This window comes from Streptomyces acidiscabies (assembly GCF_020010905.1).
GTDB classification, from domain to species: Bacteria; Actinomycetota; Actinomycetes; order Streptomycetales; family Streptomycetaceae; genus Streptomyces; species Streptomyces acidiscabies.
In genome coordinates this window covers 120,458-142,433 of record NZ_JAGJBY010000001.1, presented here as the reverse complement: position 1 = coordinate 142,433, position 21,976 = coordinate 120,458, and the positions used below count along the sequence as shown (strand labels likewise).

The 21,976-nt window shown below is 70.8% G+C and carries 18 protein-coding genes; 10 read left to right on the top strand and 8 right to left on the bottom strand.

The annotated features are described in order from the left end of the window. Positions 1-38 precede the first annotated feature (38 nt). Positions 39-554 carry a GbsR/MarR family transcriptional regulator gene (locus J8M50_RS00535; RefSeq protein ID WP_010350834.1) on the top strand — a complete coding sequence of 172 codons (516 nt, stop codon included), beginning with the start codon at positions 39-41 and terminating at the stop codon, positions 552-554. A gap of 52 nt (positions 555-606) precedes the next feature. Here J8M50_RS00535 and J8M50_RS00530 read toward each other — a convergent pair whose 3' ends face one another. Both J8M50_RS00530 and J8M50_RS00525 read right to left on the bottom strand, forming a co-directional pair. Beyond that, positions 607-2,115: an APC family permease gene (locus J8M50_RS00530; protein ID WP_029183436.1), complete on the bottom strand. Its 1,509-nt coding sequence runs from the start codon at positions 2,113-2,115 to the stop codon at positions 607-609. A 206-nt stretch (positions 2,116-2,321) separates the two neighbouring features. Then, complete coding sequence (locus tag J8M50_RS00525) at positions 2,322-3,605, bottom strand: adenylosuccinate synthase (RefSeq protein ID WP_010350836.1); 1,284 nt, start codon at positions 3,603-3,605, stop codon at positions 2,322-2,324. Between the two features lie 220 nt (positions 3,606-3,825). Between J8M50_RS00525 and J8M50_RS00520 the strand changes: the two genes are divergently transcribed. The 3 genes from J8M50_RS00520 to J8M50_RS00510 all read left to right on the top strand — a co-directional run bounded on the left by J8M50_RS00520 (position 3,826) and on the right by J8M50_RS00510 (position 7,279). Then, a complete protein-coding gene (locus J8M50_RS00520) occupies positions 3,826-4,740 on the top strand; it encodes a diacylglycerol kinase family protein (RefSeq protein ID WP_010350837.1) in 915 nt (304 codons plus the stop codon). Positions 4,741-4,931: 191 nt separating this feature from the next. Then, positions 4,932-6,746, top strand: a complete 1,815-nt coding sequence (locus tag J8M50_RS00515) for a bifunctional metallophosphatase/5'-nucleotidase (RefSeq protein WP_010350838.1) — start codon at positions 4,932-4,934, stop codon at positions 6,744-6,746. A 242-nt stretch (positions 6,747-6,988) separates the two neighbouring features. After that, a complete protein-coding gene (locus tag J8M50_RS00510) occupies positions 6,989-7,279 on the top strand; it encodes a hypothetical protein (RefSeq protein WP_029183437.1) in 291 nt (96 codons plus the stop codon). Between the two features lie 20 nt (positions 7,280-7,299). Here J8M50_RS00510 and J8M50_RS00505 read toward each other — a convergent pair whose 3' ends face one another. The 4 genes from J8M50_RS00505 to J8M50_RS00490 form a co-directional block, all read right to left on the bottom strand. Then, positions 7,300-7,950, bottom strand: a complete 651-nt coding sequence (locus tag J8M50_RS00505) for a putative DNA-mimic protein (protein ID WP_010350840.1) — start codon at positions 7,948-7,950, stop codon at positions 7,300-7,302. Positions 7,951-7,992: 42 nt separating this feature from the next. Beyond that, positions 7,993-10,455 (bottom strand): dolichyl-phosphate beta-glucosyltransferase, encoded by a 2,463-nt coding sequence (locus J8M50_RS00500; protein ID WP_010350842.1) that lies wholly within the window; start codon positions 10,453-10,455, stop codon positions 7,993-7,995. After that, on the bottom strand, positions 10,452-11,156 hold the full coding sequence (locus tag J8M50_RS00495) for a GntR family transcriptional regulator (protein ID WP_010350844.1): 705 nt from the start codon (positions 11,154-11,156) through the stop codon (positions 10,452-10,454). The genes J8M50_RS00500 and J8M50_RS00495 overlap by 4 nt, the downstream gene beginning before the upstream one ends. A 181-nt stretch (positions 11,157-11,337) precedes the next feature. Next, positions 11,338-12,705 carry an aspartate aminotransferase family protein gene (locus J8M50_RS00490; protein ID WP_010350846.1) on the bottom strand — a complete coding sequence of 456 codons (1,368 nt, stop codon included), beginning with the start codon at positions 12,703-12,705 and terminating at the stop codon, positions 11,338-11,340. Positions 12,706-12,965: 260 nt separating this feature from the next. On the opposite strand from J8M50_RS00490, the gene J8M50_RS00485 reads away from it, so the two are divergent. The 3 genes from J8M50_RS00485 (at position 12,966) to J8M50_RS00475 (ending at position 18,052) form a co-directional block, all read left to right on the top strand. Then, on the top strand, positions 12,966-14,879 hold the full coding sequence (locus tag J8M50_RS00485) for a serine/threonine-protein kinase (protein ID WP_010350848.1): 1,914 nt from the start codon (positions 12,966-12,968) through the stop codon (positions 14,877-14,879). Between the two features lie 108 nt (positions 14,880-14,987). Next, positions 14,988-16,538: a substrate-binding domain-containing protein gene (locus J8M50_RS00480; protein ID WP_010350849.1), complete on the top strand. Its 1,551-nt coding sequence runs from the start codon at positions 14,988-14,990 to the stop codon at positions 16,536-16,538. A gap of 68 nt (positions 16,539-16,606) precedes the next feature. Then, positions 16,607-18,052, top strand: coding sequence for a M20/M25/M40 family metallo-hydrolase (locus tag J8M50_RS00475; protein ID WP_010350850.1), 1,446 nt, complete (start codon positions 16,607-16,609; stop codon positions 18,050-18,052). A 21-nt stretch (positions 18,053-18,073) separates the two neighbouring features. Here J8M50_RS00475 and J8M50_RS00470 read toward each other — a convergent pair whose 3' ends face one another. Together J8M50_RS00470 and J8M50_RS49610 are read right to left on the bottom strand one after the other, a co-directional pair. Further along, the gene (locus J8M50_RS00470; RefSeq protein WP_010350851.1) at positions 18,074-18,448 is read right to left on the bottom strand and encodes a barstar family protein; all 375 of its coding nucleotides are present in this window, start codon (positions 18,446-18,448) and stop codon (positions 18,074-18,076) included. Positions 18,449-18,513: 65 nt separating this feature from the next. Continuing rightward, positions 18,514-19,158 carry a ribonuclease domain-containing protein gene (locus J8M50_RS49610; RefSeq protein ID WP_010350852.1) on the bottom strand — a complete coding sequence of 215 codons (645 nt, stop codon included), beginning with the start codon at positions 19,156-19,158 and terminating at the stop codon, positions 18,514-18,516. Between the two features lie 266 nt (positions 19,159-19,424). Between J8M50_RS49610 and J8M50_RS00460 the strand changes: the two genes are divergently transcribed. The 3 genes from J8M50_RS00460 to J8M50_RS00450 all read left to right on the top strand — a co-directional run bounded on the left by J8M50_RS00460 (position 19,425) and on the right by J8M50_RS00450 (position 21,968). Next, entirely contained in the window at positions 19,425-19,874 is a 450-nt protein-coding gene (locus J8M50_RS00460; protein WP_010350853.1) for a hypothetical protein, read from the top strand. Between the two features lie 82 nt (positions 19,875-19,956). Further along, positions 19,957-20,619: a response regulator transcription factor gene (locus J8M50_RS00455; protein WP_010350854.1), complete on the top strand. Its 663-nt coding sequence runs from the start codon at positions 19,957-19,959 to the stop codon at positions 20,617-20,619. A gap of 89 nt (positions 20,620-20,708) precedes the next feature. Next, positions 20,709-21,968 carry an ATP-binding protein gene (locus J8M50_RS00450; RefSeq protein ID WP_010350855.1) on the top strand — a complete coding sequence of 420 codons (1,260 nt, stop codon included), beginning with the start codon at positions 20,709-20,711 and terminating at the stop codon, positions 21,966-21,968. The last annotated feature ends 8 nt before the right edge of the window (positions 21,969-21,976 follow it).

The following is a 21,976-nucleotide window of genomic DNA, read 5'->3' as shown; positions in this document are numbered from 1 at the left end:
AGTCTCGGAAACCCCAGAAGCCCCGATAGGGTGGGAACATGGATGAAGCAGCAGACGAACGCGACCCGGCGGCCGTCTCCAGGTTCGTCGAGTCCTTCGCGGCGCAGCTCCTAGAGGCGGGGATGCAGCGCATGCCGGCCCGGATCTTCGCCGCGCTCCTCTCCTCCGACGCGGGCGCCCTCACCGCCGCCGACCTCGGTGAGCAGCTCCAGGTCAGCCCGGCGGCGGTGTCCGGCGGGGTGCGCTACCTCTCCCAGCAGCACATGGTCACCCGCGAGCGGGAGCCCGGCTCACGGCGGGAGCGGTACCGGGTGCACAGCAACCAGTGGTACGAGGCGCTCACCAACCGCGAGTCCGTCCTGCGCAGGTGGGAGGCGTCGCTGCGGGAGGGAGTGGACAGCCTCGGCGAGACCACGCCTGCGGGGCGCCGGATGGCCGAGACGCTGGCCTTCTTCGAGTTCGTCGACGGGGAGATTGCGGCCATGATGGAGCGGTGGCGGATCCACCGCGACGAGATGTTCGGCAACGCCTCGGACGTGGCGTCGGGCCGGTGAGAGCGGACGTGACCGGTTTCGGAGAACGGTTGCTGAACCCGGTCACTGCCGGTCAGCGTTCCTTCGTCTCCTCCAGCACCGTCCGCCCCAGCAGCGCGTACCGCTCGGGCGCCCGCCGCTTCAGGAACTGCGCGTAACCGATCCCCCCGAGCGCGATGAACGCCACCAGCCACGGCGTCGCCCTCAGCAGCAGCGCGCCCGACTCCGGCCCCGCCGCCGCCCCCATGTTGGACACGAGCAGGACGACGACCGCGAGCATCGCCACGCCCCCGACGATCGGTGCGGTGAACGTCCGGAACCAGTGCCGGCTCTCGGGGTGGTGGGAGCGGAAGTAGACGAGGACGGCGAACGAGCAGACCGCCTGGACGACGAGGATCGCCATCGTGCCGAGGATGGCGAGCAGGACGTACGTACCGGAGTACGGGTCCTTCCCGGCCAGCCAGAACGCGCCGATGAGGACGGCGGACACGGCGGTCTGGACGAGGCCGGCGATGTGCGGGGAGCCGTGCCGGGGGTGGGTACGCCCCGTAGTCCTCTGGAGGTAGGGGACTACACCCTCGCGGCTGAGGGCGTACACGTAGCGAGCCGCGCAGTTGTGGAAGGCCATACCGCAGGCGAGCGAGCCGGTGATCATCAGCCACTGCATGACGACGACGGCCCAGTGGCCGACGTACTGCTCGGTGGGGTCGAAGAACAGGGCGAGCGGGTCGGCGGTCGCGATCTTCACCGCGTTGCCCTCGCCGACGCCGCTGATCGCCATCCACGAGACGAAGACGTAGAAGACGCCAACTCCCAGGACACTCACCATCGTTGCCTTCGGGATGATCCGCTTCGGGTCGCGGGACTCCTCCCCGTACATCGCCGTCGACTCGAAGCCGACCCACGACCAGAACGCGAAGAAGAGGCCGAGCCCGGCCGAGGTGCCCTGGAAGGCGTTCACCGGGTTCACGGGGTCGAGCGAGAGGCCGTCGGGGCCGCCGCCGTGCAGCAGGACGGAGACGGCCATCGCGGCGAGGACGGTGACCTCGGTCGCCAGCAGCACGACGAGCAGCTTCTCCGCGACGGACACCCCGAACCAGGTCCCCATCGCGTTGACGGCCAGCATCAGCACCGCGAACGCCCACCACGGGACGTGAACTCCCGTCTGATCCTTGAGAGTCGACGTCGCGAACGAGGAGAAGATGCCGATCAGCGCCGGCTCGAACACGACGTACGCGAACGTCGCGAGGAGGCCCGAGGCGAGGCCGACGGTTCGGCCGAGGCCGTACGAGATGAACCCGTAGAACGCGCCCGTCGACGTGATGTGCCGTGCCATTGTTGTGAAACCGACGGAAAAGATTCCCAGTACGACCATTGCGACGAGGTAGCTCGCGGGGGCGCCGACGCCGTTGCCGGACGACACGATGAACGGCACGTTCCCCGTCATCGCGGTGATCGGCGCGGCCGTCGCGACGGCCATGAACACCACGCCCAACAACCCGATAGCGTTGGGTTTAAGCCGGTGCACCGGCTCCGACCCGCCTGCCCCAGTCGCCGGTGCGACTCCCTCGTCCACTGCCATCGGGCGCCCCTCTCCCTGCCGGTAGCTGTCCTCGCTGTATCGGCTCTCGGAGGAGAATGCTGTAGCCCGAATGAGTCGGGCAAGAGGCGTGCGACGTTAAATATGCGTCAACCAGACCTTTAGGTCGGCGTCCGCACGACAGCCGAGGCCGGCCCTTCGCGGGGAAGAGCCGGCCTCGTGTCGAACTGCTGTACCGAACTGCCGTGTCAGATGAACGAGTTGATCTCGATCGTCTCGTCCCGGCCCGGGCCCACGCCGATCGCGGAGATCGGCGCGCCCGACATCTCCTCCAGCGCCCTCACGTACGCCTGCGCGTTCTTCGGGAGGTCCGCGAAGGTCTTGGCCTTCGTGATGTCCTCCGACCAGCCGGGCAGGGTCTCGTAGATGGGCTTCGCGTGGTGGAAGTCCGACTGGGAGTACGGGAGTTCCTCGACGCGCTTGCCGTCGATCTCGTACGCGACGCAGACCGGGATCTCCTCCCAGCCGGTGAGGACGTCGAGCTTGGTGAGGAAGAAGTCGGTCAGGCCGTTGACGCGCGTCGCGTACCGCGCGATCACCGCGTCGAACCAGCCGCAGCGCCGGTCGCGGCCGGTGGTCACGCCCCGCTCGCCGCCGATGCGGCGCAGCGCCTCGCCGTCCGCGTCGAACAACTCGGTCGGGAAGGGACCCGCACCCACCCGGGTGGTGTAAGCCTTGAGGATGCCGATGACCCGGCTGATCTTCGTCGGCCCCACACCGGCACCGGTGCAGGCGCCGCCCGCGGTCGGGTTGGACGAGGTGACGAAGGGGTACGTGCCGTGGTCGATGTCCAGGAGCGTCCCCTGGCCGCCCTCGAAGAGGACCACCTTGTCGTCCTCAAGAGCCTGGTTCAGCACCAGGACCGTGTCGGCGACGTACGGCGCCAGCTTGTCGGCGTAACCCAGAAGTTCCTCGACCACCTGAGCTACGGAGATAGCTCTGCGGTTGTACAACTTGGTGAGGATCTGGTTCTTGGCGTCGAGCGCCGCCTCGACCTTCTGGGTCAGGATCGACTCGTCGTACAGGTCCTGGACCCGGATCCCCACACGGTTGATCTTGTCCGCGTACGTGGGACCGATGCCGCGACCGGTCGTACCGATCTTCCGCTTGCCGAGGAAGCGTTCCGTCACCTTGTCGACCGTGACGTTGTACGGCGTGATGATGTGAGCGTTGCCGCTGATCAGGAGCTTGGACGTGTCGACGCCGCGCTCGTTCAGACCGCTCAGCTCGGAGAGCAGGACCGACGGGTCGACGACGACGCCGTTGCCGATGACCGGCGTACAACCGGGGGAGAGAATCCCGGAAGGGAGAAGGTGGAGGGCGTACTTCTGGTCGCCCACGACCACCGTGTGGCCGGCGTTGTTACCACCCTGGTAACGGACCACATAGTCGACGGAGCCGCCGAGCAGGTCCGTCGCCTTTCCCTTGCCTTCGTCACCCCACTGAGCACCGAGCAGCACAAGTGCGGGCACGCGCGTACACCCCTTCCGGGCGGGGCAGACCCAAGGTCAGGGGCGTACGCGGCACGGCCTTGTGCCTCGTACCCCGGCGACCGCTGTACGGCCGCCGGCAGCCGTCGTACGGCCGTTGCCCGTCGGACCCGGATGCCCCGGAATAGACGAAGCCCCTGGCGCAATAGCGCAAGGGGCTCTTGCACAAAGATGCTACCCGAGGAAGCGAGGCAGGACCGAGGTGGCGACTTTCGCGACTTCCGATTTCGCGGCGTCCGATCAACTGCTGGTGGTCATCGACCCGGTAGCCCGGAAGACCGACGGTGAATCCGTGCGCATCGTGAAAGATGTCCTGAGTGCCGGGGCGGCGACGAAGGTCTGCCTTCCCGATGATCACGAGGAATTCGCCCGCGCGCTGGTCCGCAGGGGGTCCCGTAGACCTGTGGTGGTAGGCGACGACCTGGCTCTCGTACGCGCGGTGTCCCTGCTGCACCGGCGCCGCGAGCTGGACGCGTGCGTCCTGTCCGTCGTCCCTGTGGGGGGTGCGGTGGCCGTCGCGCGGGCGCTGGGGGTGCCGACGGATACCGTCGCGGCGGCGCGGGCCGTGCTCGACGGGGTGGAGAGACGGGTGGACGTGCTGGTGGACGAGAGCGACGGGGTGGTGCTGGGGGTGCTCTGGATCCCGCCGGGGGCGGGGGGAGGTACGCCGGAGGTACGACGGGGGCCGTGGGACCGGGGTACGACGGGGTCCACGGGTACTACGGCGGCCCTGGACGGCCTCTCCGGTGCCCGGCGCTGGCGTCGTACCTGTAGCTCCCTGGTACGGGCTCTCGTCCCCTCCCGGGAGGGTCCCGCTCTCTCGCCGCCCGGGCCCTTCCGGCTGCGCGTCGAGGTCGACGGGAAGGTGCTCGTCGGTCTGGACCAGCCGGTGGAGTCGGTCTCCGTGACCCCGGGCGCCTCGGGCACGGCGCTGGTGGAGGTGCGGCCCGTGTCCGTGGGGGCGGAGGCGTCGCCGCTGATCGCGCACGGGGGTGTGGTGACCGTGTCGGGGGGCGACTTCCTGTACGGCGCCGACGCGGGGGTCGGCGGGCCGGTGCGGACGCGGACGTGGCGGGTGCGGGAGGGGGCGCTGGGGGTGGTCGTACCTGGGGTGTAGCGGGGGACACCTCAGGGGCTGCCCTGCCCATGAGGACCAGCCACCACTCGGAGTATCCGATCGAATACGCACCCGTATCCCATCCTTGACCCGCCCATGGCCAACTCCTGGTTCCGTCCCGAAGTCAAGGGCCGCAAGCATCTACGCGGGTAGTCATACCCGTACCCCTCGCGCGCTCCAGGAGCCCCCTCATGTCCAAGTCCCCTTGGAACCGACGTCAGTTCATGAAGAAGTCGGCCGTCACCGGTGCCGCGGTCGCCGCCGTGAGTGCGGTGGGCGCGCCGGCCGCGCAGGCGGCGCAGGCGGCGCAGCCTGAGAAGTGCCGGACGAAGAAATGGTCGTTCTCGATTCTCGGCACGACGGACCTGCACAGCCACGTATTCGACTGGGACTACTACAAGGATGCCGCGTACAGCGACAGCAAAGGAAACTCCGTAGGGGTGGCCCGGGTAGCCACCCTCATCAAGGATCAGCGGAAAGCGAAAGGCGAGGAGAGAGTTCTCCTCGTCGACGCGGGTGACATCATCCAGGGAACGTCGCTCGCCTATTACTTCGCCCGTGTCGCGCCGATCACGGAGAAGGGCGGCCCGAAGCACCCGATGGCCGTCGCGATGAACCACATGCGCTACGACGCCGCCGCGCTCGGAAACCACGAGTTCAACTACGGCATCGACACCCTGCGCAAATTCGAGAAGCAGTGTCATTTCCCGCTGCTCGGCGCCAACGCGCTCGACGCGAAGACCCTCAAACCCGCTTTCCAGCCGTACGTCGTGAAGCGGATCCGCGTCCCCGGAGCGCCCGACATCAAGGTTGGTATTCTCGGTCTCACGAACCCCGGAATCGCCTTGTGGGACAAGGACAACGTCAGCGGGAAAATGGTCTTCCCCGGCCTGGTGGAGCAGGCGAAGAAATTCGTCCCCCGGCTGCGCGCCCTCGGCTGCGACGTCGTCTTCCTGACCGACCACTCCGGTCTGGACGGCTCGTCGTCGTACGGCGACGAGCTGCCGTACGTCGAGAACGCCTCCAACCTGGTCGCCCAGCAGGTCCCCGGCATCGACGCGATCCTCGTCGGCCACACGCACGTCGAGGTGCCGTCGTACACCGTCAAGAACGAGGAGTCCGGTGAGGACGTCCTCCTCTCGGAACCCTATTGCTGGGGATACCGGCTCAGCGTCTTCGACTTCGAGGTCGAATTGGTGCGCGGGCAGTGGAAGGTCACGAAGAAGACCGCGACGACACTCAACCCGAACACGGTCGACGAGGACCCGGAGATCAAGAAACTCCTCGAAGCGGACCACGAACTGGTCGTGAAGTACGTCAACACCGCGGTGGGAACCTGCACTGCCGACCTCTCGGCCGCCGATTCCTGCTGGAAGGACGTCCCGATCATGGACTTCATCCACCAGGTCCAGACCGACAGCGTGAAAGCGGGCCTTTCCGCCGCCGACGCCGCGCTCCCGCTGATCTCCGTCGCCGCGCCTTTCAGCCGCACCGCCGACATTCCGCAGGGCTCGGTCACCATCAAGGACATCGCGGGGCTCTACATCTACGACAACACCCTGTACGGGAAGAAGCTCACCGGCGTACAGCTCAAGGACTACCTGGAGTACGCCGCGAAGTACTACCACCAGGTGCCGAGCGGTACGAAGGTGGATACCGCCACCCTCACCAATGCCAACAACTTCTGGGACTACATGTACGACACGGCGGCGGGCGTCGACTACGAGATCGACATCGCGCAGCCGGAGGGGTCCCGGATCAAGAACCTCTCGTACGCCGGCAAGCCGGTCGCCGACGACCAGGTGTTCGTCGTCGCGGTCAACAACTACCGGGCGAACGGCGGCTCCGGGTACCCGCACATCGCCGCCGCCGAGATCGCGTACAGCTCCACCAACGAGATCCGGCAGCTGATGATCGACTACGTGACCGCGAAGAAGGCGCTGGACCCGGCGGACTTCGCGGACGTCAACTGGAAGCTGACGCAGGGCGGGACGCCGGTGTTCTGAGGTAGCCCAGGGGAGCTACCCCTGAAGTAGGGGGGAGCCGTCGAGACGGGCGGCTCCCCAGCCCTCCCGGCCTCACGCCCCCGGCCCCAGCCCTCCCGGCCTCACGCCCCCGGCCCCAGCCCTTCCGGCCTCACGCCCCCGGCCCCAGCCCTCCCGGCCTCACGCCCCCGGCCCCAGCCCTCCCGGCCTCACGAACCGACCTTTTCGGGCATATGATACTTCTGACCGAGAAGGTGAGTGTCATGCGTGTACTGCTCAAGGCGTCCCTCGACACGGAACGGGCCAACGACGCGATCCGCACCGGCAAGATGCCCCAGCTGATGGAGGAGGCGCTCGGCCAACTCAACCCGGAGGCCGCCTACTTCACCCTCGACCACGGCCGGCGCACGGCCTTCCTCGTCCTCGACGTCCAGGACAGCTCCGAGTTGCCGAAGATCGGCGAACCCTTCTTCCTCGACTTCGGCGCCGAGATCGACGTGACCCCGGTCATGAACCGGGAGGACCTCGCGAGGGGTCTCTCCCAGCTCACGTGAACCGGCGCGCCTGAACCGCCTCAGCTGAACACGATCATCGACCCCTGCGCCAGACTCCGCGTCGCCGCCGCGTGCAGCCCGAGCCACACGTGCCGCTCGCGCGCGAAGGGGCTGGGATCGTACGGCGCCGGGATGGCGGGCTCCTCCAACTCCGTCGGCGCGGACGGGGGTTGAGGCGGCGCCGGCGGGTTGGCCGGGTCGATGCCGATCGCGGGAGCGACGTACTCCAGCTCCCGCAGCAGCGCCTGCGAGGAGCCCAACGGGCCGCCCCCGGCGAGCAGTTCGTCGTTGGACAGCGGTGCCGGGAAGTCCACCGGCACGTACGCGCCCGCGTGGTCGTAGTGCCACACCAGGTGCGACTGCTGCGCGGTCCCCTCGAACATCTCCAGTAACTGCTCGTAATCCCCGCCGAGTTCACCCACCGGCGTCACCGGGAGACCGCACACCTGCAACAGGTAGACGCGCCGCAGGAAATGCAGCGCGTCGTAGTCGAACCCCGCCACCGGCGCGACCTCTCCGGACAGGCCCGGCATGTACTGGTACACCGGCACCGGCGGGAGCCCGCTCTCGGCGAGCACGTTGTTGTACTGCGCGAGTTCGTCCGCGAACGGGTTGTCGGGGGTATGGCACAACACGTCCACGAGCGGTACCAGCCACAGGTCACAGGCCAAAGAAGTACTCCTCATCCGAAGTCACCCAGCGCACTCGTCCGATCAGGGAAGGGTAGTCGCTGCCGCTTTCGTCGGCTGCCCCTCGTGCAGGTCCCATACCCATACACCGCCCACCTGCTCACCGGGCCGCCCCACCAGCTTCTCCACGGTCTCACGCAGCTGCTCGGCGTACCTCCCTGGGGGTACGACCAGTGCCCCCGCCCGCCACCCGGCGAGATCGGCCCGCGCCTGCCGCCGCGCCGCCGCGTCCACCACAGGTACGACACCGGTCGCGTGGACGTCGGCGAACAGCGCCGAGGTGAAGTTCAGCGGAACCCCGTACACCCCGGTCCGGTCCCCGTCCCCGTACGGCCCGTTGAAGTACCCGCCCGGCATCCGGAAACCCAGCCCCGCGACGACCTGCCAGTGCAGCGCCTCGGCGTCCAGCGGGTCAGCCAGGGGCACCGGCACGAGAGTCTCCCCGCCCCCTACGTACGCCTTCCAGGCCCCGTCCGCGAAGAACGCGGGTACGGCCGCCCGGGGTTCGGACTTCAGCGGCGCCGGTACCAGCGGCAGCAGCGCGACGCAGACCGCCGCGAGCCCGGCGTACCGCTCCCGGCGAGGCCGCCGGGCCAGCCGCTCGACGCCGATCGCGACCAGCATCCCGAGGACGGGCGCGCAGACCATCGCCACCCGCCCCTCGATCACCGAGTCGAGCAGCGGGAGCCGCCCGAGGAGCGCCCAGGGACCCGGAAGGACCACATCCGTGAGAGGTACGCCGATCCGGGGACCGAGGGACAGCAGCGCGGCGACGGACGCGGTGACCCCCAGTACCCGTACCACCGGAGTACTACGCCACATCAGCACGGTGACCGCGAGAGCCAGCAGCACCAGCGGGAAGCCGTAGAAGGCGTTCTGCTCGGTCGGGTTGAGGGAGAGCGCGTCGGCCCGCGCCGCATCCCCGGCGAGCAGCGAGCGCTCGGCGAACGACAGGAGCGCCAGCGGGCTGTTGCCGGCGTTCGTGCCGTGGTCGATCCCCGTGTAGCTCTGCGGTCCGTGGAACTGCCACAGCAGCGGGTAGCAGACGACCGGCAGGCACACCGACGCCGCGACCGCCAGCCCCCGCAGTAGCCCGGGCGCCGCCCGCCGCGCGACGTCCGGCCGTACGACGGCGTAGCCGACGGCGAAGACGGTCATCCCCAACGCGGCCAGGAGCAGGGCCTCTTCGCCCAGGAAGCACTGGTACGCCGCCATCAGGCCGAGCACGATCGCGTCCCGCGTCGGCCGGGTGCCCTCGCAGAGCCGCAGCGCCCGTTCGACGATCGGCGGGATCATGAACAGGACGACGAAGTTGGGGTGCGCGTTGGCGTGGCTGATCATCGGCGGCGCGAACGCGGCGAGGGCGGCGCCGAGGAACGCGGCGGGGCGGTGGTCCACAACTCGCCGCACCAGCAGGCGGTACCAGGCGACCGCCGTGGCCGCGAGGCCCAGCGTCATGCAGAGGCTGAGCGCAACCGCCGGGCCCAGCAGGAGAGTTACGGGGGTGAGGGGCACCGACAGGCCCAACATGACCGTGTTCGCCATGAGGTTGACGCCGTCGGGGTAGCCCTGGAGGTCGGTGAAGAGGGGGTTGCGCAGGTGCGCGACGTTGTCCGCCGTCACCGCGAAGAACCACTCCCACTGGTTCTGGTCCTGGAGGGAGTCGGTGAGATAGCGGCCGTCCGGACCGAAGAAGCGGCCGGAGTACAGGATCACCGAGAACGCGAGGAACAGCAGCGCGGCCAGGACGCCGGAGCGGTGCAGGCGTATCAGGTCGGCGAGGAAGCGCGGGTAGTCCAACGGGCGGAGTTTCGAACCCGGTTGGTGCGCCCAGCGCACCGGGACCTCGGTGACCGTACGGCCGTCCTGACGCAGCCGGCGCAGGACCTCGACGTCCGTCGCCCAGCCGTCGAGGCGCGAGGCGGCGTACGCGTCGCGGGCGGCCTCGCCGTCGTACAGCTTGAAGCCGCACTGGGTGTCGCGGATGCCGGGGAGCGTGGTGCGGCGGATGAGGAAGTTGCCCGCGCTGCCCAGGAGTTGGCGCAGGCGGGCGGGGCGGGCCTCGATCGTGGCGCCGGGTGCGGAGCGGGAGGCTATCGCCGCGCCGCCGTCCGCCAGCTCCTTCTCCAGGTGCTCCAACTCCTCGACGGGAGTGGCGAGATCGGCGTCCGTGACGAGGACGCGGCGGCCTCGGGAGGCGGCCACCCCGAGGCGCAGGGCATGTCCTTTGCCTTTGTTCTGGGGGGAGTCGAGGAGGCGGACGCGGGGATCGGCCGCCGCGCGGCCGGTGACGAGGGCGGCGGTGGCGTCGGTCGAGCCGTCGTCGACGACGATCAACTCCCAGGAACGGGAGGGGGTTCGGTCGAGGTGGGCGATGACGGCGTCGAGGGTGGGGGCGAGGCGGCGCTCCTCGTTGTAGGCGGGGACGACGACGGAGAGATCGACGGTTTCTGTAACCGTTTTCTCACCCGTTTCCGTCCGGCTCATCCGGCGGTGGCCAGTCGCTCGATCAACGCCACCGAGCCCGTGTTGTACTCGTCGAGGAGCGCCCGCGCCGTGGCCGTGTCGTGGCCGGCGAGGGCGTCGATGAGGTCGGTGTGACGGGACCAGAGGTGGCCGCGCAGATCGCTGAGGCGGCGCAGGTGCTGGACGGCGCACACCCAGGACTGCACGCGCAGCCGGTTGAGGAAGTCGGCGAGGTAGGGGTTGCCGAAGAGGATGCTCAGCTCCCGCCAGAACCGCAGGTCGTACCCGATGAGTACCGTGAGGTCACCCGCCGCTGCGGCCCGCTGCGCCTCCTCACCCCTGCGGCGTACCCCGGCGATCGCCGTGGCCACCTCCGGGTCCCCCGGGTCGCGCAGCTTGGCCCGGTCCCGCTCGGTGGCCAGGAACATGCCCTCCATGACGAGCGCGCGGGCCTCGACCATCCCCCGGTAGTCCGCCGCCGAGTACTCGTGGACCCGGAACCCCCGGTGCTGGTCGGCCTCCAGCAGCCCCTGCGCCGAGAGGTCCACGAGCGCCTCGCGGACCGGGGTCGCGGAGACCCCGTACTGTTCGGCGATCTCCTTGACCGTGAACTCCTGGCCCGGCTGGAGCCGGCCCCCCAGCACCTCGTCGCGAAGGGCCTCGGCGATCTGCTGCCGCAGAGTACTGCGGGTCACGGCGCCGTTGCCGCTGCCGGCGGACATGGTCGGGGGCCTCCTTCGTCCTTCGTCACGTTCGACGCGCGGCCGGCCGGCGGGGTGTCGCCGGAGCCCGTGGGGTGACGTACTCGCCTATACCTACGAGCACGCCACCTTACGCGTTCGAATCGGAAGAAGGCCTAATCGCGCGATACCCCCTCAGGGGTACCCCGCTACGCCCCCAGGACTACGCGGAGTGCCCGGTCGTGTGCTCGTCGGCCACGGAGAGTGCCGCGTCCAGCGCCGTGAAGCCCTCCTTCAGTTCCTCCTCGGTGACGTTGCACGGCGGGACGACGTGGGTGCGGTTCATGTTGACGAAGGGCCACAGGCCGTTCTTCTTCGCGGCGGCGGCGAAGGCGGCCATCGGCGCGTTCGCCTCACCGGCCGCGTTGTACGGCACCAGCGGCTCGCGCGTCTCCTGGTCCTTCACCAGCTCCAGCGCCCAGAACATGCCGGTCCCGCGGACCTCGCCGACGCTCGGGTGCCGCGCGGCCAGCTCCCGCAGCGCCGGGCCCACCACGTCCGCGCCGAGCCGCTTCGCGTTCTCGACGACGCCCTCCTCGGCCATGACGTTGATCGTCGCGACCGCCGCCGCACAGGCCAGGGGATGACCCGAGTACGTCAGACCTCCGGGGTACGGCCGCTTGGCGAACGTCTCCGCGATCTCCCCCGAGATGGCGACGCCCCCGAGGGGGACGTACCCCGAGTTGACGCCCTTCGCGAAGGTCATCAGGTCCGGTACGACGCCGAAGAGGTCGGCCGCGAACCACTCGCCGGTCCGCCCGAACCCGGCCATGACCTCGTCCAGGATGAAGACGATGCCGTACTTGTCGCACAGCTCCCTCACCCCTGAGAGGTAGCCCGGAGGGGGGACCATGATGCCGGCGGTGCCGGGGATCGTCTCCAGGATCAGGGCGGCGATCGTCGCCGGGCCCTCGAAGGCGATCGTCGTCTCCAGGTGCTCCAGGGCGCGCGCGGTCTCCTGCTCCTCGGTCTCCGCGTAGAACCGCGTGCGGTAGAGGTAGGGGGCCCAGAAGTGGACGACCCCGGCGGAGGCGCTGTCGGAGGCCCAGCGGCGGGGGTCCCCCGTGAGGTTGACGGCCTGCTGCGTACCCCCGTGGTACGAGCGGTACGCCGCGAGGACCTTGGTCCGGCCGGTGTGCACCCGCGCCATGCGGACCGCGTGCTCGACCGCGTCCGCGCCCGCGTTGGTGAAGAAGATCTTGTCCAGGTCGCCGGGGGTCCGCTCGGCGATCAGCCGGGCCGCCTCCGAACGGGCCTCGACCGCGAACGCCGGTGCGAACGTGCTGAGTCGAGCAGCCTGCTCCTGGATCGCCGCGACGACCTTCGGGTGCTGGTAGCCGATGTTCGTGAAGACGAGGCCGCTCGTGAAGTCGAGGTACCGGTTCCCGTCGTAGTCCCAGAAGTACGACCCCTGCGCGCCGGCCACGGCGAGCGGGTCGATGAGGTCCTGGGCGGACCAGGAGTGGAAGACGTGCGCACGGTCCGCCGCCTTCACTGCGGCGCCGGCCTGGGGATCGGTCTCAAGGGTCATGGGAGTGAGCGTAAATGTCCGCGATGCGGAAAGGTATCGGCGTCCTGTGCTGTGGGGGTGAGGAATCCGCGACAGGTTGTCGGGGGTGAGGGGCGGGGGAGGGGCGAGGAGCAGGGGTACTACGGGTATGACGGGACTACGGGTACTACCCGCGCCCGGCCCCCTGTTACGGAACCGTCGACCCCGCGCCGTACGACTCCTCGTACCGCCCGATTATTCTCGGCCCGTTCACGTGTGCGGGGGGAAGGCGGGCGGCGGCGATGGAGAAGCTGGGCGCGGGGGACCCGATGGGGATCTCGCCGGGGTTCGGGCTGCGGGGGCGGACCGGGGAGTACCGGCTGGTCGCGCGCCTCGGGGGCGGCGGCATGGGCCACGTCTACCTCGCGCGGTCGGACCGGGGCCGCACTGTCGCCGTGAAGCTGGTCCGCGCCGAACTCGCCGCGCGCGAGGAGTTCCGGCAGCGGTTCCGGCAGGAGGTCGCCGCCGCGCGCCGGGTCGGCGGCCACTGGACCGCGCCCGTCCTGGACGCCGACACCGAGGCCGAGATGCCGTGGGTGGCCACCGGGTACGTCGCAGGTCCCAGCCTCCAGCAGGTGGTAGGCCGCGACCACGGCCCGCTGCCCGAGCGGTCCGTCCGCATCCTCGCCGCCGGGCTCGCGCACGCCCTCCAGGACATCCACGCCGCGGGCATCGTCCACCGCGACCTCAAACCCTCCAACGTCATGGTGACCATCGACGGCCCCCGGGTCATCGACTTCGGGATCGCCCGTGCGCTGGAGGGTGATACTCCAGAGCTAACTCTCACGGGGGTCATGATCGGGTCGCCGGGCTTCATGGCGCCCGAGCAGGTACGGGGTGACCGGATCACCCCCGCCTCCGACGTGTTCTGCCTCGGCTCCGTGCTCTCGTACGCCGCGACCGGGTCGCTGCCCTTCGGCAACGCCGACAGCGGGATCCCGGCGCTGATGTTCCGCATAGCCGAGGACGAGCCCGACCTCACCGGCGTCCCCGAGGGCATCGCCGACCTGGTCCTCGCCTGTCTGCGCAAGGACCCCGCCGCCCGGCCCTCCCTGGACGCCGTCCTGGAGGGCATCGGCGCCGAGGACACCGTGTCCGGCGGACGCTCCCGCGACCCCTGGCTGCCGAGCGGCCTGGTCGCCCAACTCGGGCGGCACGCAGTGCAGTTGCTCGACATCGAGGGGCCCGGCGAGGAGGACGGCGAGACCGAGGCGGCGCCCGAGCACTCCGGCCCCCGCAGCACGGAGGGCACCCGTGGCAGGGAAGGCTCCCGCAGCACGGAGGGCCCTCGCGGCACGGAGCGCGCGGCGCGAGTGCCGGACGCGGACGGCGTCCCGCCCACCCGCCCGGCCGTCCACCAGCCCGGCCCGCCGTCGCCGTCCACCCCCCTCGGCACCCCCGCACCGGACCACCCCGCGTACGGCCGCCCCCAGCAGCACCCGCAGCCCGCGCCGGGATACGGGCCGGCGCCGTACGGCAGCGGCCCCCCGTACCCCGGAAGTACTACGGGTACGACGACCCCCACCACCCCCTACGGCCCGCCCCCGCACCTGCCCCCCACCGCGTACACCCCGTACTCCCCCACCCCCTACTCCCCGTACCCCCCGGAGGACCCCGCCCCCCGCCGCAACAACCGCGCCACCGCCCTCCTGATAGCCGTCGCCCTGGTCGTGGCCGTCGCGGCGGGCGCCTCCGTCTACGCGCTGCTGAACGGCGACGGCACCTCCGGGGCGAAGACCCCCGACCCGGCCCCGACCGCCACCGCCCCGAACGGCACGGCACCCACCCCGGAGCCGTCCGCCTCGCAGACCGCCGGGGGTGAAGGAGCCGTCCCCGCCGCCTACTTGGGCACCTGGAAGGCGACGATCGACACCAGCACCCGCGAACTCACCATCGCCCAGGGCGAACCGGGCAGCGCGGCGCTCACCCTGGTCGCCGAAGGCCCCGGCTACCACTGCGAGTTCACGGCGACGCTGACCCGTGGCCCGGCCGGCGGCGTCGGCCCGCTGGCGTACGGCCCCTCCCGGGTCACCACCGGCCGCCCCCTCTCCTCCTGCACGCCGGGCGCGGCCACCGAGGTCACGGTCCTCCCCGGCGGCACCCTGGAACGGGTCAACACCTCCACCGGGGAGAAGCTGACTTACGCCAAGGGGTGAACGTCCGGAGAACACAAGGGAGTCGGCCCGGTTTGTCCGGGCGCACGCCCCCCGCGCGCCCGTACCGTGACGGCACGGTCCAGGGATCGGCAGGGGCGGGGGAGCCCGGTGGAGTGGCTGAACGCGGAGAACGTGGTGGCCGTGGGCACGGCGATGCTCGGCATCGTCGCCTCCGGGGTGATGGTCTGGTACGAGCGCCGGGTGCCGCGCCGCAGACGGGTCGGGTACCGCGTCCAGATGGACAACCCCATTGGTGACGACGCCCGTTCGGGCCGCGCCAACAGACGGCTCGGTCTCTTCGACGAGGCCCCGGGGATGATCGACGCGACGCTGGTCCTGCTGCGGATCGAGAACGACGGCTCGCAGGGCATCGACCGCGACGACTACACCTCGCCCGAAGTCCACGGCCTCACCGCGGTGTTCACCGACCGCACCGTCAAGGGCGTCACGGTCACCCAGCCGACCGACACCGACCACCTGATGGACCACTTCACCGAGGTGCGGGGGTTCGGCTACGACGGCCACACGCTGCGCATCCCGCGCGTCCCCCTGAACCGGGGCGACCACTACAAGCTGCTCGTCCTGCTCTCCGGCGGCGACGTCGGCAGCCCCATTCGCCTGTACGGCGGCATACGTGAGGGGGAGGTCCACCCCAACCGCAGTGCTACCCCGGACGACGTACCCCCGCTGTTCAGCCGGGCCGCGCGGACGATCTCGATCATGCTGACGGTCTGCGTGCTGACGCTCGCGGCGATCGTCGTGGTCCGCGACGACACCCCGCCGCCCGTCGAGTGCGCGAAAGGGAAGCTGACGGTCAGCGGCTCGACCGCCTTCGCGCCGGTCGTACGGGACGTCGCCGAGCGGTTCCAGCACGACTGCGAGGGCGCGACGGTCGAGGTCGACGCGCACGGCTCGACCGCCGGGCTGCGCGACCTGATGTCGGCGGGCGGCAGACAGGGCTTCCCGTCCCTGATCGCCCTCTCCGACGGCCCCAAGCTCGCGGGCATGGACGCGCTCACCGAGGACCGGGCGGCGCTCTCGGTCTTCGCGCTCGTCGTGAACGACGACGTGCCGCTGAAGAACCTCTCCACCGACTCCGTACGGCGCGTCTACCGGGGCGAGATCACCAACTGGCGCCAGGTCGGCGGCCCCGACCTGCCGGTGCGGATGGTCAGCCGGGACGCCAACTCCGGTACCCGGCAGGTCTTCCAGCGCCGGGTGCTGGACCGCAGCGAGATGGAGAACACCTCCTCCGACTGCGTGCAGCGGGACTACGCACCGCAGAAGGGCCCCGTCCGCTGCGAACTCGACTCCACCGCGCAGGTGTTGGCGCAGATCCGGAAGACCTCCGGCGCGATCGGCTACAGCGAACTGAACGTCGCCGAACGCACGAAGGGCCTGCACCCCCTCAAGCTCGACGGCGACGCACCGGACCTCAAAGCCATCGAACAGGGCACCAGCGCCTACCCGTACCGCGAGGTCGAGTACGCCTACACGTACGGCAATCCGCCCGCCGGCTCCCTCGCCGCGAACTTCCTGACCTACCTCATCCGGGGTACCGGCCAGACGACGATCCGCTCCCACGGTCACCTGCCCTGCTGGAGCCCGCAGGGCCTGCAACTCTGCGCGGAAACCGTCCAGCCCGCCAACTCACCCTGAATCAGGCCCTCTTGCCGCCTGCCGACGGTGTCCAGGAGCATCGGCAGGACACCGCCCCAGGAGGAGCCATGCCCCCCACCCCCACCAGGCGCACCGTCCTCACCGCGACAGCGGCCACCGCCGCGACCCTCGCCGCGACGGCCGCGGAGGCGACCGCAGCCGAAGCGACCGCCACCGGCCGCCCGGCGACCGCTCAGCCCCCGAGCCGTGAACTCAGGTCCCTGCTCAAGGAGTTGGACCCGGCCCGCATCGAGGCGACGATCCGCACCCTCGTCTCCTTCGGCACCCGGCACACCCTCTCCACCCAGGACGACCCGGCCCGGGGAATCGGAGCCGCCCGTGACTGGATCCAGGACCGACTCCGTTCGTACGCCGCCGAGTCGGGCGGCCGGATGACGGTCGAGCTCCAGTCGTACGTCCAGGAACCGGCGTCCAGGATTCCCGTCCCCACGCGCATCACCAACGTCCTTGCCACGCTGCGGGGTTCGGTCACCCCCGAGCGGGTGCACGTCGTCTCCGGGCACTACGACTCGCGCGTCAGCGACGTCATGGACGCCGTGTCCGACGCGCCGGGCGCGGACGACGACGCGTCCGGCGTGGCTGTCGTGCTGGAGCTGGCGCGGGTGTTCGCGCGGCGCCGCCCGGCGGCCACGATCGTGTTCGCGGCGGTCGCGGGGGAGGAACAGGGACTGTACGGATCGGGTTACCTGGCACGGCAGTTGAAGGGCGCCGGGGCGGATGTGCGGGCGATGTTCACCAACGACATCGTCGGCAGTTCGACCGCCGACGACGGGAGCCGCGACCCTCCCCCAAGCTCTTCGAGCAGGGGGGACCCCCATCTCGCTGCGCTCGCGATCCGGCTCTTCGCGGAGGGCGTGCCCACCTCCGAGACGCCCGAACAGGCCGCCGTGCGGCGCTCGGTGGGCGGCGAGAACGACTCGGACACCCGTCAACTCGCCCGCTTCGTCAGGGATGTTGCCGACAACGACGCCACCGGCATGCGCGTCCGGGTGATCTACCGCCGGGACCGCTATCTGCGCGGCGGCGACCACATCCCGTTCCTGGAGAACGGCTACCCCGCACTCCGGTTCACCGAGCCCGCCGAGGACTTCGCCCACCAGCACCAGGACGTGCGCGTCGAGAACGGGCGGCAGTTCGGGGATCTGCCGGAGTTCTGCGACTTCGCCTACACCGCCCGCGTCGCCCGCGTGAACGCCGCCGCGCTGTGGACGCTCGCCCAGGCGCCGGCCGCGCCGCGCGGGACGCGGATCGTGACCTCGGCGCTCACCAACTCCACGCGCCTGGTGTGGAGTCGGGGCGCCGAACCCGACCTCGCCGGCTACGAGGTCGTCTGGCGCGAGACGACGGCGCCCGAGTGGACACACGTCGTCGAGGCCGGTGACGTGACCTCGTACGAGGTGGACCTGTCGAAGGACAACGTGTTCTTCGGCGTACGGGCCGTGAACCGCGCGGGGCTGCGCGGGCCGGTGGCGTTCCCATCTCCCCAGTCGTAGCGGGGAGTTGGTCCAACTCCGTCAACTCCCCTGTGTCAGCCGGGTGTTCAGGGATGCGAGGCGGTCCGGGGTGTCGTCCAGGAAGAGGCGGAGGCGCGGGGCGGCGCTGTCGTCGCCCGCCGCCTCGGCCAACACGTCGAGCAGCACGGCGAGTTCGAGCTGCGGCGCGTCGGCGAGAAGGGCGCCCGCGTCCCGTACGACGACCACCGTCGGCACGACGTCGCGCAGACAGTCGGTGAACGCGTCCCAGTTGCGGCCGAAGTGGGCCGGGAAACCGAGCGCGGCGCTCCACTCCGTGAACAGGTCCTGGCGGGTACGGCTGCGCGCACCGCTCACCTCCTTCGCGGCGGCCGGCGCCTCGGCCAGGGGGCGGATCCAGTCGGTCGTGCGGGTCAACGGACGTACCTGCCTTTCGAGTTGAAGGGGGTGCGGCAGGCAGCCGCACCCCCGGTGAGCGGCTGTCAGTACTTACCCAGCCAGGCGAACGTCTGGTAGTGGTCCCAGGTCGCGAACACGTTCCCGGTCAGCGGGTTGCGGATGATGCGGCGCAGTCCGCGGTCCTGCGAACGCGTCGAGGTGTGCTCGTCGATGTCGTACTCGACGTAAGGAGCCGTACGCCCGTTGCCCGTCGAGAAGGCGCGGGACGACGGTTCGTGGCGGGCCTGCTGCTCGAACGAGGCGAGGTCGCCGCCGCGGTCGTTGTAGCGACCGCCGTAGTAGATGTCCCGCCAGGCCTGCGCGGTGCTGTCCCAGAAGTCGAACCAGCGCCCGCCCTCCGCCTGGCCGGGCCAGCCGTGCTGGTCCGCGTGGTTCAACCGGCCCACGCCCCAGGTGAGATGGGGATCGACCTGGTGGTTCGCCCAGAAGTCGGCGGCCCGTTCGGCGTCGTCCCACTGCTGGTTGGTGATGACCGGGGTGCCGCCGGGCGGGTTGTTGCACCACTGGCGGCAGGCGCCGGGCGGCGGCTGCGCGATCGCCGTACCGGCCGCGCCGCCGACGAGGGCGAGCAGGACACCCGCGACGGTCAGGGCCCGGCGGCCACGCAGCCGGGGCTTCTTGCGGCGTTCCGCGTCGGGCGCGGACACCGGGGCAGGGGAGGTCGACACCTGGTGTTCCTCGATTCGTTCCGGTTACCCGAGGCCGACGGCCCCGGTGCGGCACAAGGAACCAGCCGGGCATGACAGTGGTCCGGCGGCCGGATCACAGCCGGTGGTCGGAAATGACGGCCGACCGTTACCGGAATATGGGAGCGTTTCCACGCTTTGCCCGATCCTTAATGTAAGGACATGGTCCGTTTACCCGGATCGGGTCAAAGTGGTGCTCTTCCTGTAAAGGTGGTCCAGACCACCGGAGGTGCGGAGAGGAGAGCGGTATGCGGTACGACATACCCGCGCTGGCGGCGCTGCTCGTCCTCGGGCTCACGGGGTGCGGCACGGTCTCCGGCGGCGCGCGGGCCGAGGGCCCGGCACCGACCGCGATCCCCTGGACCGGTCCGGCCTACGTCGACGACGCGCGCTCGATCCCCCGGCAGAGCCCCGGCGTCGTGGACCTCACCGACACCACCACCCTGTACGGCCTGAAGTGGCGCGGCTGGGGCACGTCCCGCGCCGTCGCGACCGGCCTCGTCGTCGACTTCGCCTGCGTCTCCGGCTGCCCCCACGGCGATCCCCCCTCCTTCCCGGCCGGCCTCGTCCTCACCGGCCTGGTCAAACGCGAGTACGCCGCGTACTACAGCCACGCCGTCCTCACCCCGGACCACCCGCCCGCCCCCGACTGGGCCATGGACGTAGGACCCGTACGACTCAGGGTGCCCAAGGCGTGAGGGCGCGCAGGCGCGTAGTACCCGTAGCCCCCGAGGGCCACGAAGGAGAGGCCCCCTACCCCCCTACCTCAGGAGTACAGCCATGCACGAGGTCCTGCTGGTCGAGGACGACACGATGGTCCGGGAGGCGACCCGCCTCGCCCTGGAGTCCAGTGGGTACGCCGTACGGACCGCCGCCGACGGCGCCACCGGCCTCGCCCTCTTCCGCGAGCACCGCCCCGACGTGGCCGTCCTGGACATCATGCTGCCCGGCCTGAACGGGGTCAGCCTGGCCGGCCGCATCCGCGACGAGTCCCGCGTACCCGTCCTGCTGATCTCCGCCCGCAACGACCCCGTCGACGTGGTGATGGGCCTGGAGGCCGGCGCCGACGACTACGTCACGAAACCCTTCGACGGCGTGGTCCTCGCCGCCCGCATCCGCTGCCTCCTGCGCCGCGCCGCCCCCGCGGCCCCCCGCACCGCCCGCCTCACCTTCGGCGACCTCGACTTCTGCCCCGTCTCCCTCACCGCGTACCGCTCCGGCGAGCCCCTCTCCCTCACCACCACGGAACTGCGCCTCCTCCAGGAGTTCACCTCCTCCCCGGGGACGGTCCTCACCCGCGACCTCCTCCTGGAGAGGGTCTGGGACTACGCCTGGACCGGCGACACCCGCGTCGTCGACGTCCACATCCGCCGCCTGCGCACCAAGATCGGCCACGACCGCATCGAGACGGTCCGCGGCTTCGGCTACAAGCTGCGCCCCTGAAGTACTACGGCTCTACGACCTGAGGACCAGGGGACCAGGGGACCGGGAGACCTGAGAACCAGGGGCCCAGGGGACCCAAGAGGAACGCCATGAACATCGGTACGAAGGTCGCGCTGGCCGTCGCCGCGGCAGCCGTCTGCGTCGCGAGCGCCGTCGGCGTGCTGGTCCACCGCATCACCGCCGCCGACCAGCTCACCACAGCCCGCGCCGACCTGGACCGCCAGCTGGTCGCCGCCGCCTACGACCACGCCGCCGGCCGCGAGACCGACGCCCGCATCGACCCGCCCGACCTGCCCGCGCCCCTCACCCGGCTGATTACCACGGGGGTACGGGCGACCTACCTCCGCAGTGGTAGCCACCCCGAGCTGTGGGCGGCGACCCGGGTCTCCGACCGGACCGTCCTCGCGCTGTCACGCCCCTACGGCCACGAGGCGGACGCGCTCGCCGACCTCGACCGCACGCTCGCCACCGCCGGCGTCGCCGCGACCGGCGCCGTGGCGCTGCTCGGCCTCGCCCTCGGCGTACGGATGGGCCGCCGGGCCACGGCCGCCGCCCGGACGGCGGAACGTATCGCCCACGGCGACCTCGACGCCCGCGTCCGCCCGCGCGGGCGGGACGAGATCACCCGGCTCGCCGAGTCCATGAACGCCATGGCCGACGCGCTCGGCGCCCGCCTGGAGGCCGAGCAGCGCGTCACCGCCGACATCGCGCACGAGCTGCGTACGCCGGTCTCCGTCATGGTCACCGCCGCCGGGCTGCTGCCGCCCGGACCGGCCGCCGACCTCGTCGCGGGCGGGGTCCGCAAGCTGCACGGGCTCGTCGAGGACGTCCTGGAGATCGCGCGGCTCGACGCGCAGGTCGCGGTCGTCGAGACCGAGCACCGGCAGGTCAGCGCGATGGCGCGGCGCGCGGTCGCCGGGCTCGAAGGGGTCGGGGTGCGCATCGTCTCGGACCTGCTCGTGGAGACCGACCCGCGCCGGGTGGAACGTATCCTCACCAACCTCGTCACCAACGCGCTGCGGCACGGCGCGGCACCCGTGACGGTCACCGCCGACCGGGGCCCGGGCGGACCCTTTCTGCGCGTCCGCGACCACGGCCCCGGCTTCCCGCTCGACACGCTCGCCGTCCTCACCACCTCCGGCCCGCAGCGCTTCCGCACGGCCCGCACCTCCCCCGGCACGGGCCTCGGCCTCAGCATCGCCGCGGGCCAGACCCGCCTCCTCGGCGCCCGCCTGGTCTTCCGCAACCCCCCGGAGGGCGGCGCGGAGGCGACCCTGTACCTGCCGGCGGGGGGTATGACGACGGAGGTACGACGACGGGGTTCGGGTACGGGGATGCAGGCGCGGTAGTCCCCGTG

Excerpts from the sequence above, each read along its gene's own strand:
- J8M50_RS00515 (WP_010350838.1), top strand. The coding sequence starts at position 4,932 with ATGTCCAAGTCCCCTTGGAACCGACGTCAGTTCATGAAGAAGTCGGCC.
- J8M50_RS00495 (WP_010350844.1), bottom strand. The coding sequence starts at position 11,156 with ATGTCCGCCGGCAGCGGCAACGGCGCCGTGACCCGCAGTACTCTGCGG.
- J8M50_RS00490 (WP_010350846.1), bottom strand. The coding sequence starts at position 12,705 with ATGACCCTTGAGACCGATCCCCAGGCCGGCGCCGCAGTGAAGGCGGCG.
- J8M50_RS00455 (WP_010350854.1), top strand. The coding sequence starts at position 19,957 with ATGCACGAGGTCCTGCTGGTCGAGGACGACACGATGGTCCGGGAGGCG.
- J8M50_RS00460 (WP_010350853.1), top strand. The coding sequence starts at position 19,425 with ATGCGGTACGACATACCCGCGCTGGCGGCGCTGCTCGTCCTCGGGCTC.
- J8M50_RS00510 (WP_029183437.1), top strand. The coding sequence starts at position 6,989 with ATGCGTGTACTGCTCAAGGCGTCCCTCGACACGGAACGGGCCAACGAC.
- J8M50_RS00485 (WP_010350848.1), top strand. The coding sequence starts at position 12,966 with ATGGAGAAGCTGGGCGCGGGGGACCCGATGGGGATCTCGCCGGGGTTC.
- J8M50_RS00450 (WP_010350855.1), top strand. The coding sequence starts at position 20,709 with ATGAACATCGGTACGAAGGTCGCGCTGGCCGTCGCCGCGGCAGCCGTC.
- J8M50_RS00530 (WP_029183436.1), bottom strand. The coding sequence starts at position 2,115 with ATGGCAGTGGACGAGGGAGTCGCACCGGCGACTGGGGCAGGCGGGTCG.
- J8M50_RS00500 (WP_010350842.1), bottom strand. The coding sequence starts at position 10,455 with ATGAGCCGGACGGAAACGGGTGAGAAAACGGTTACAGAAACCGTCGAT.
- J8M50_RS00475 (WP_010350850.1), top strand. The coding sequence starts at position 16,607 with ATGCCCCCCACCCCCACCAGGCGCACCGTCCTCACCGCGACAGCGGCC.
- J8M50_RS00535 (WP_010350834.1), top strand. The coding sequence starts at position 39 with ATGGATGAAGCAGCAGACGAACGCGACCCGGCGGCCGTCTCCAGGTTC.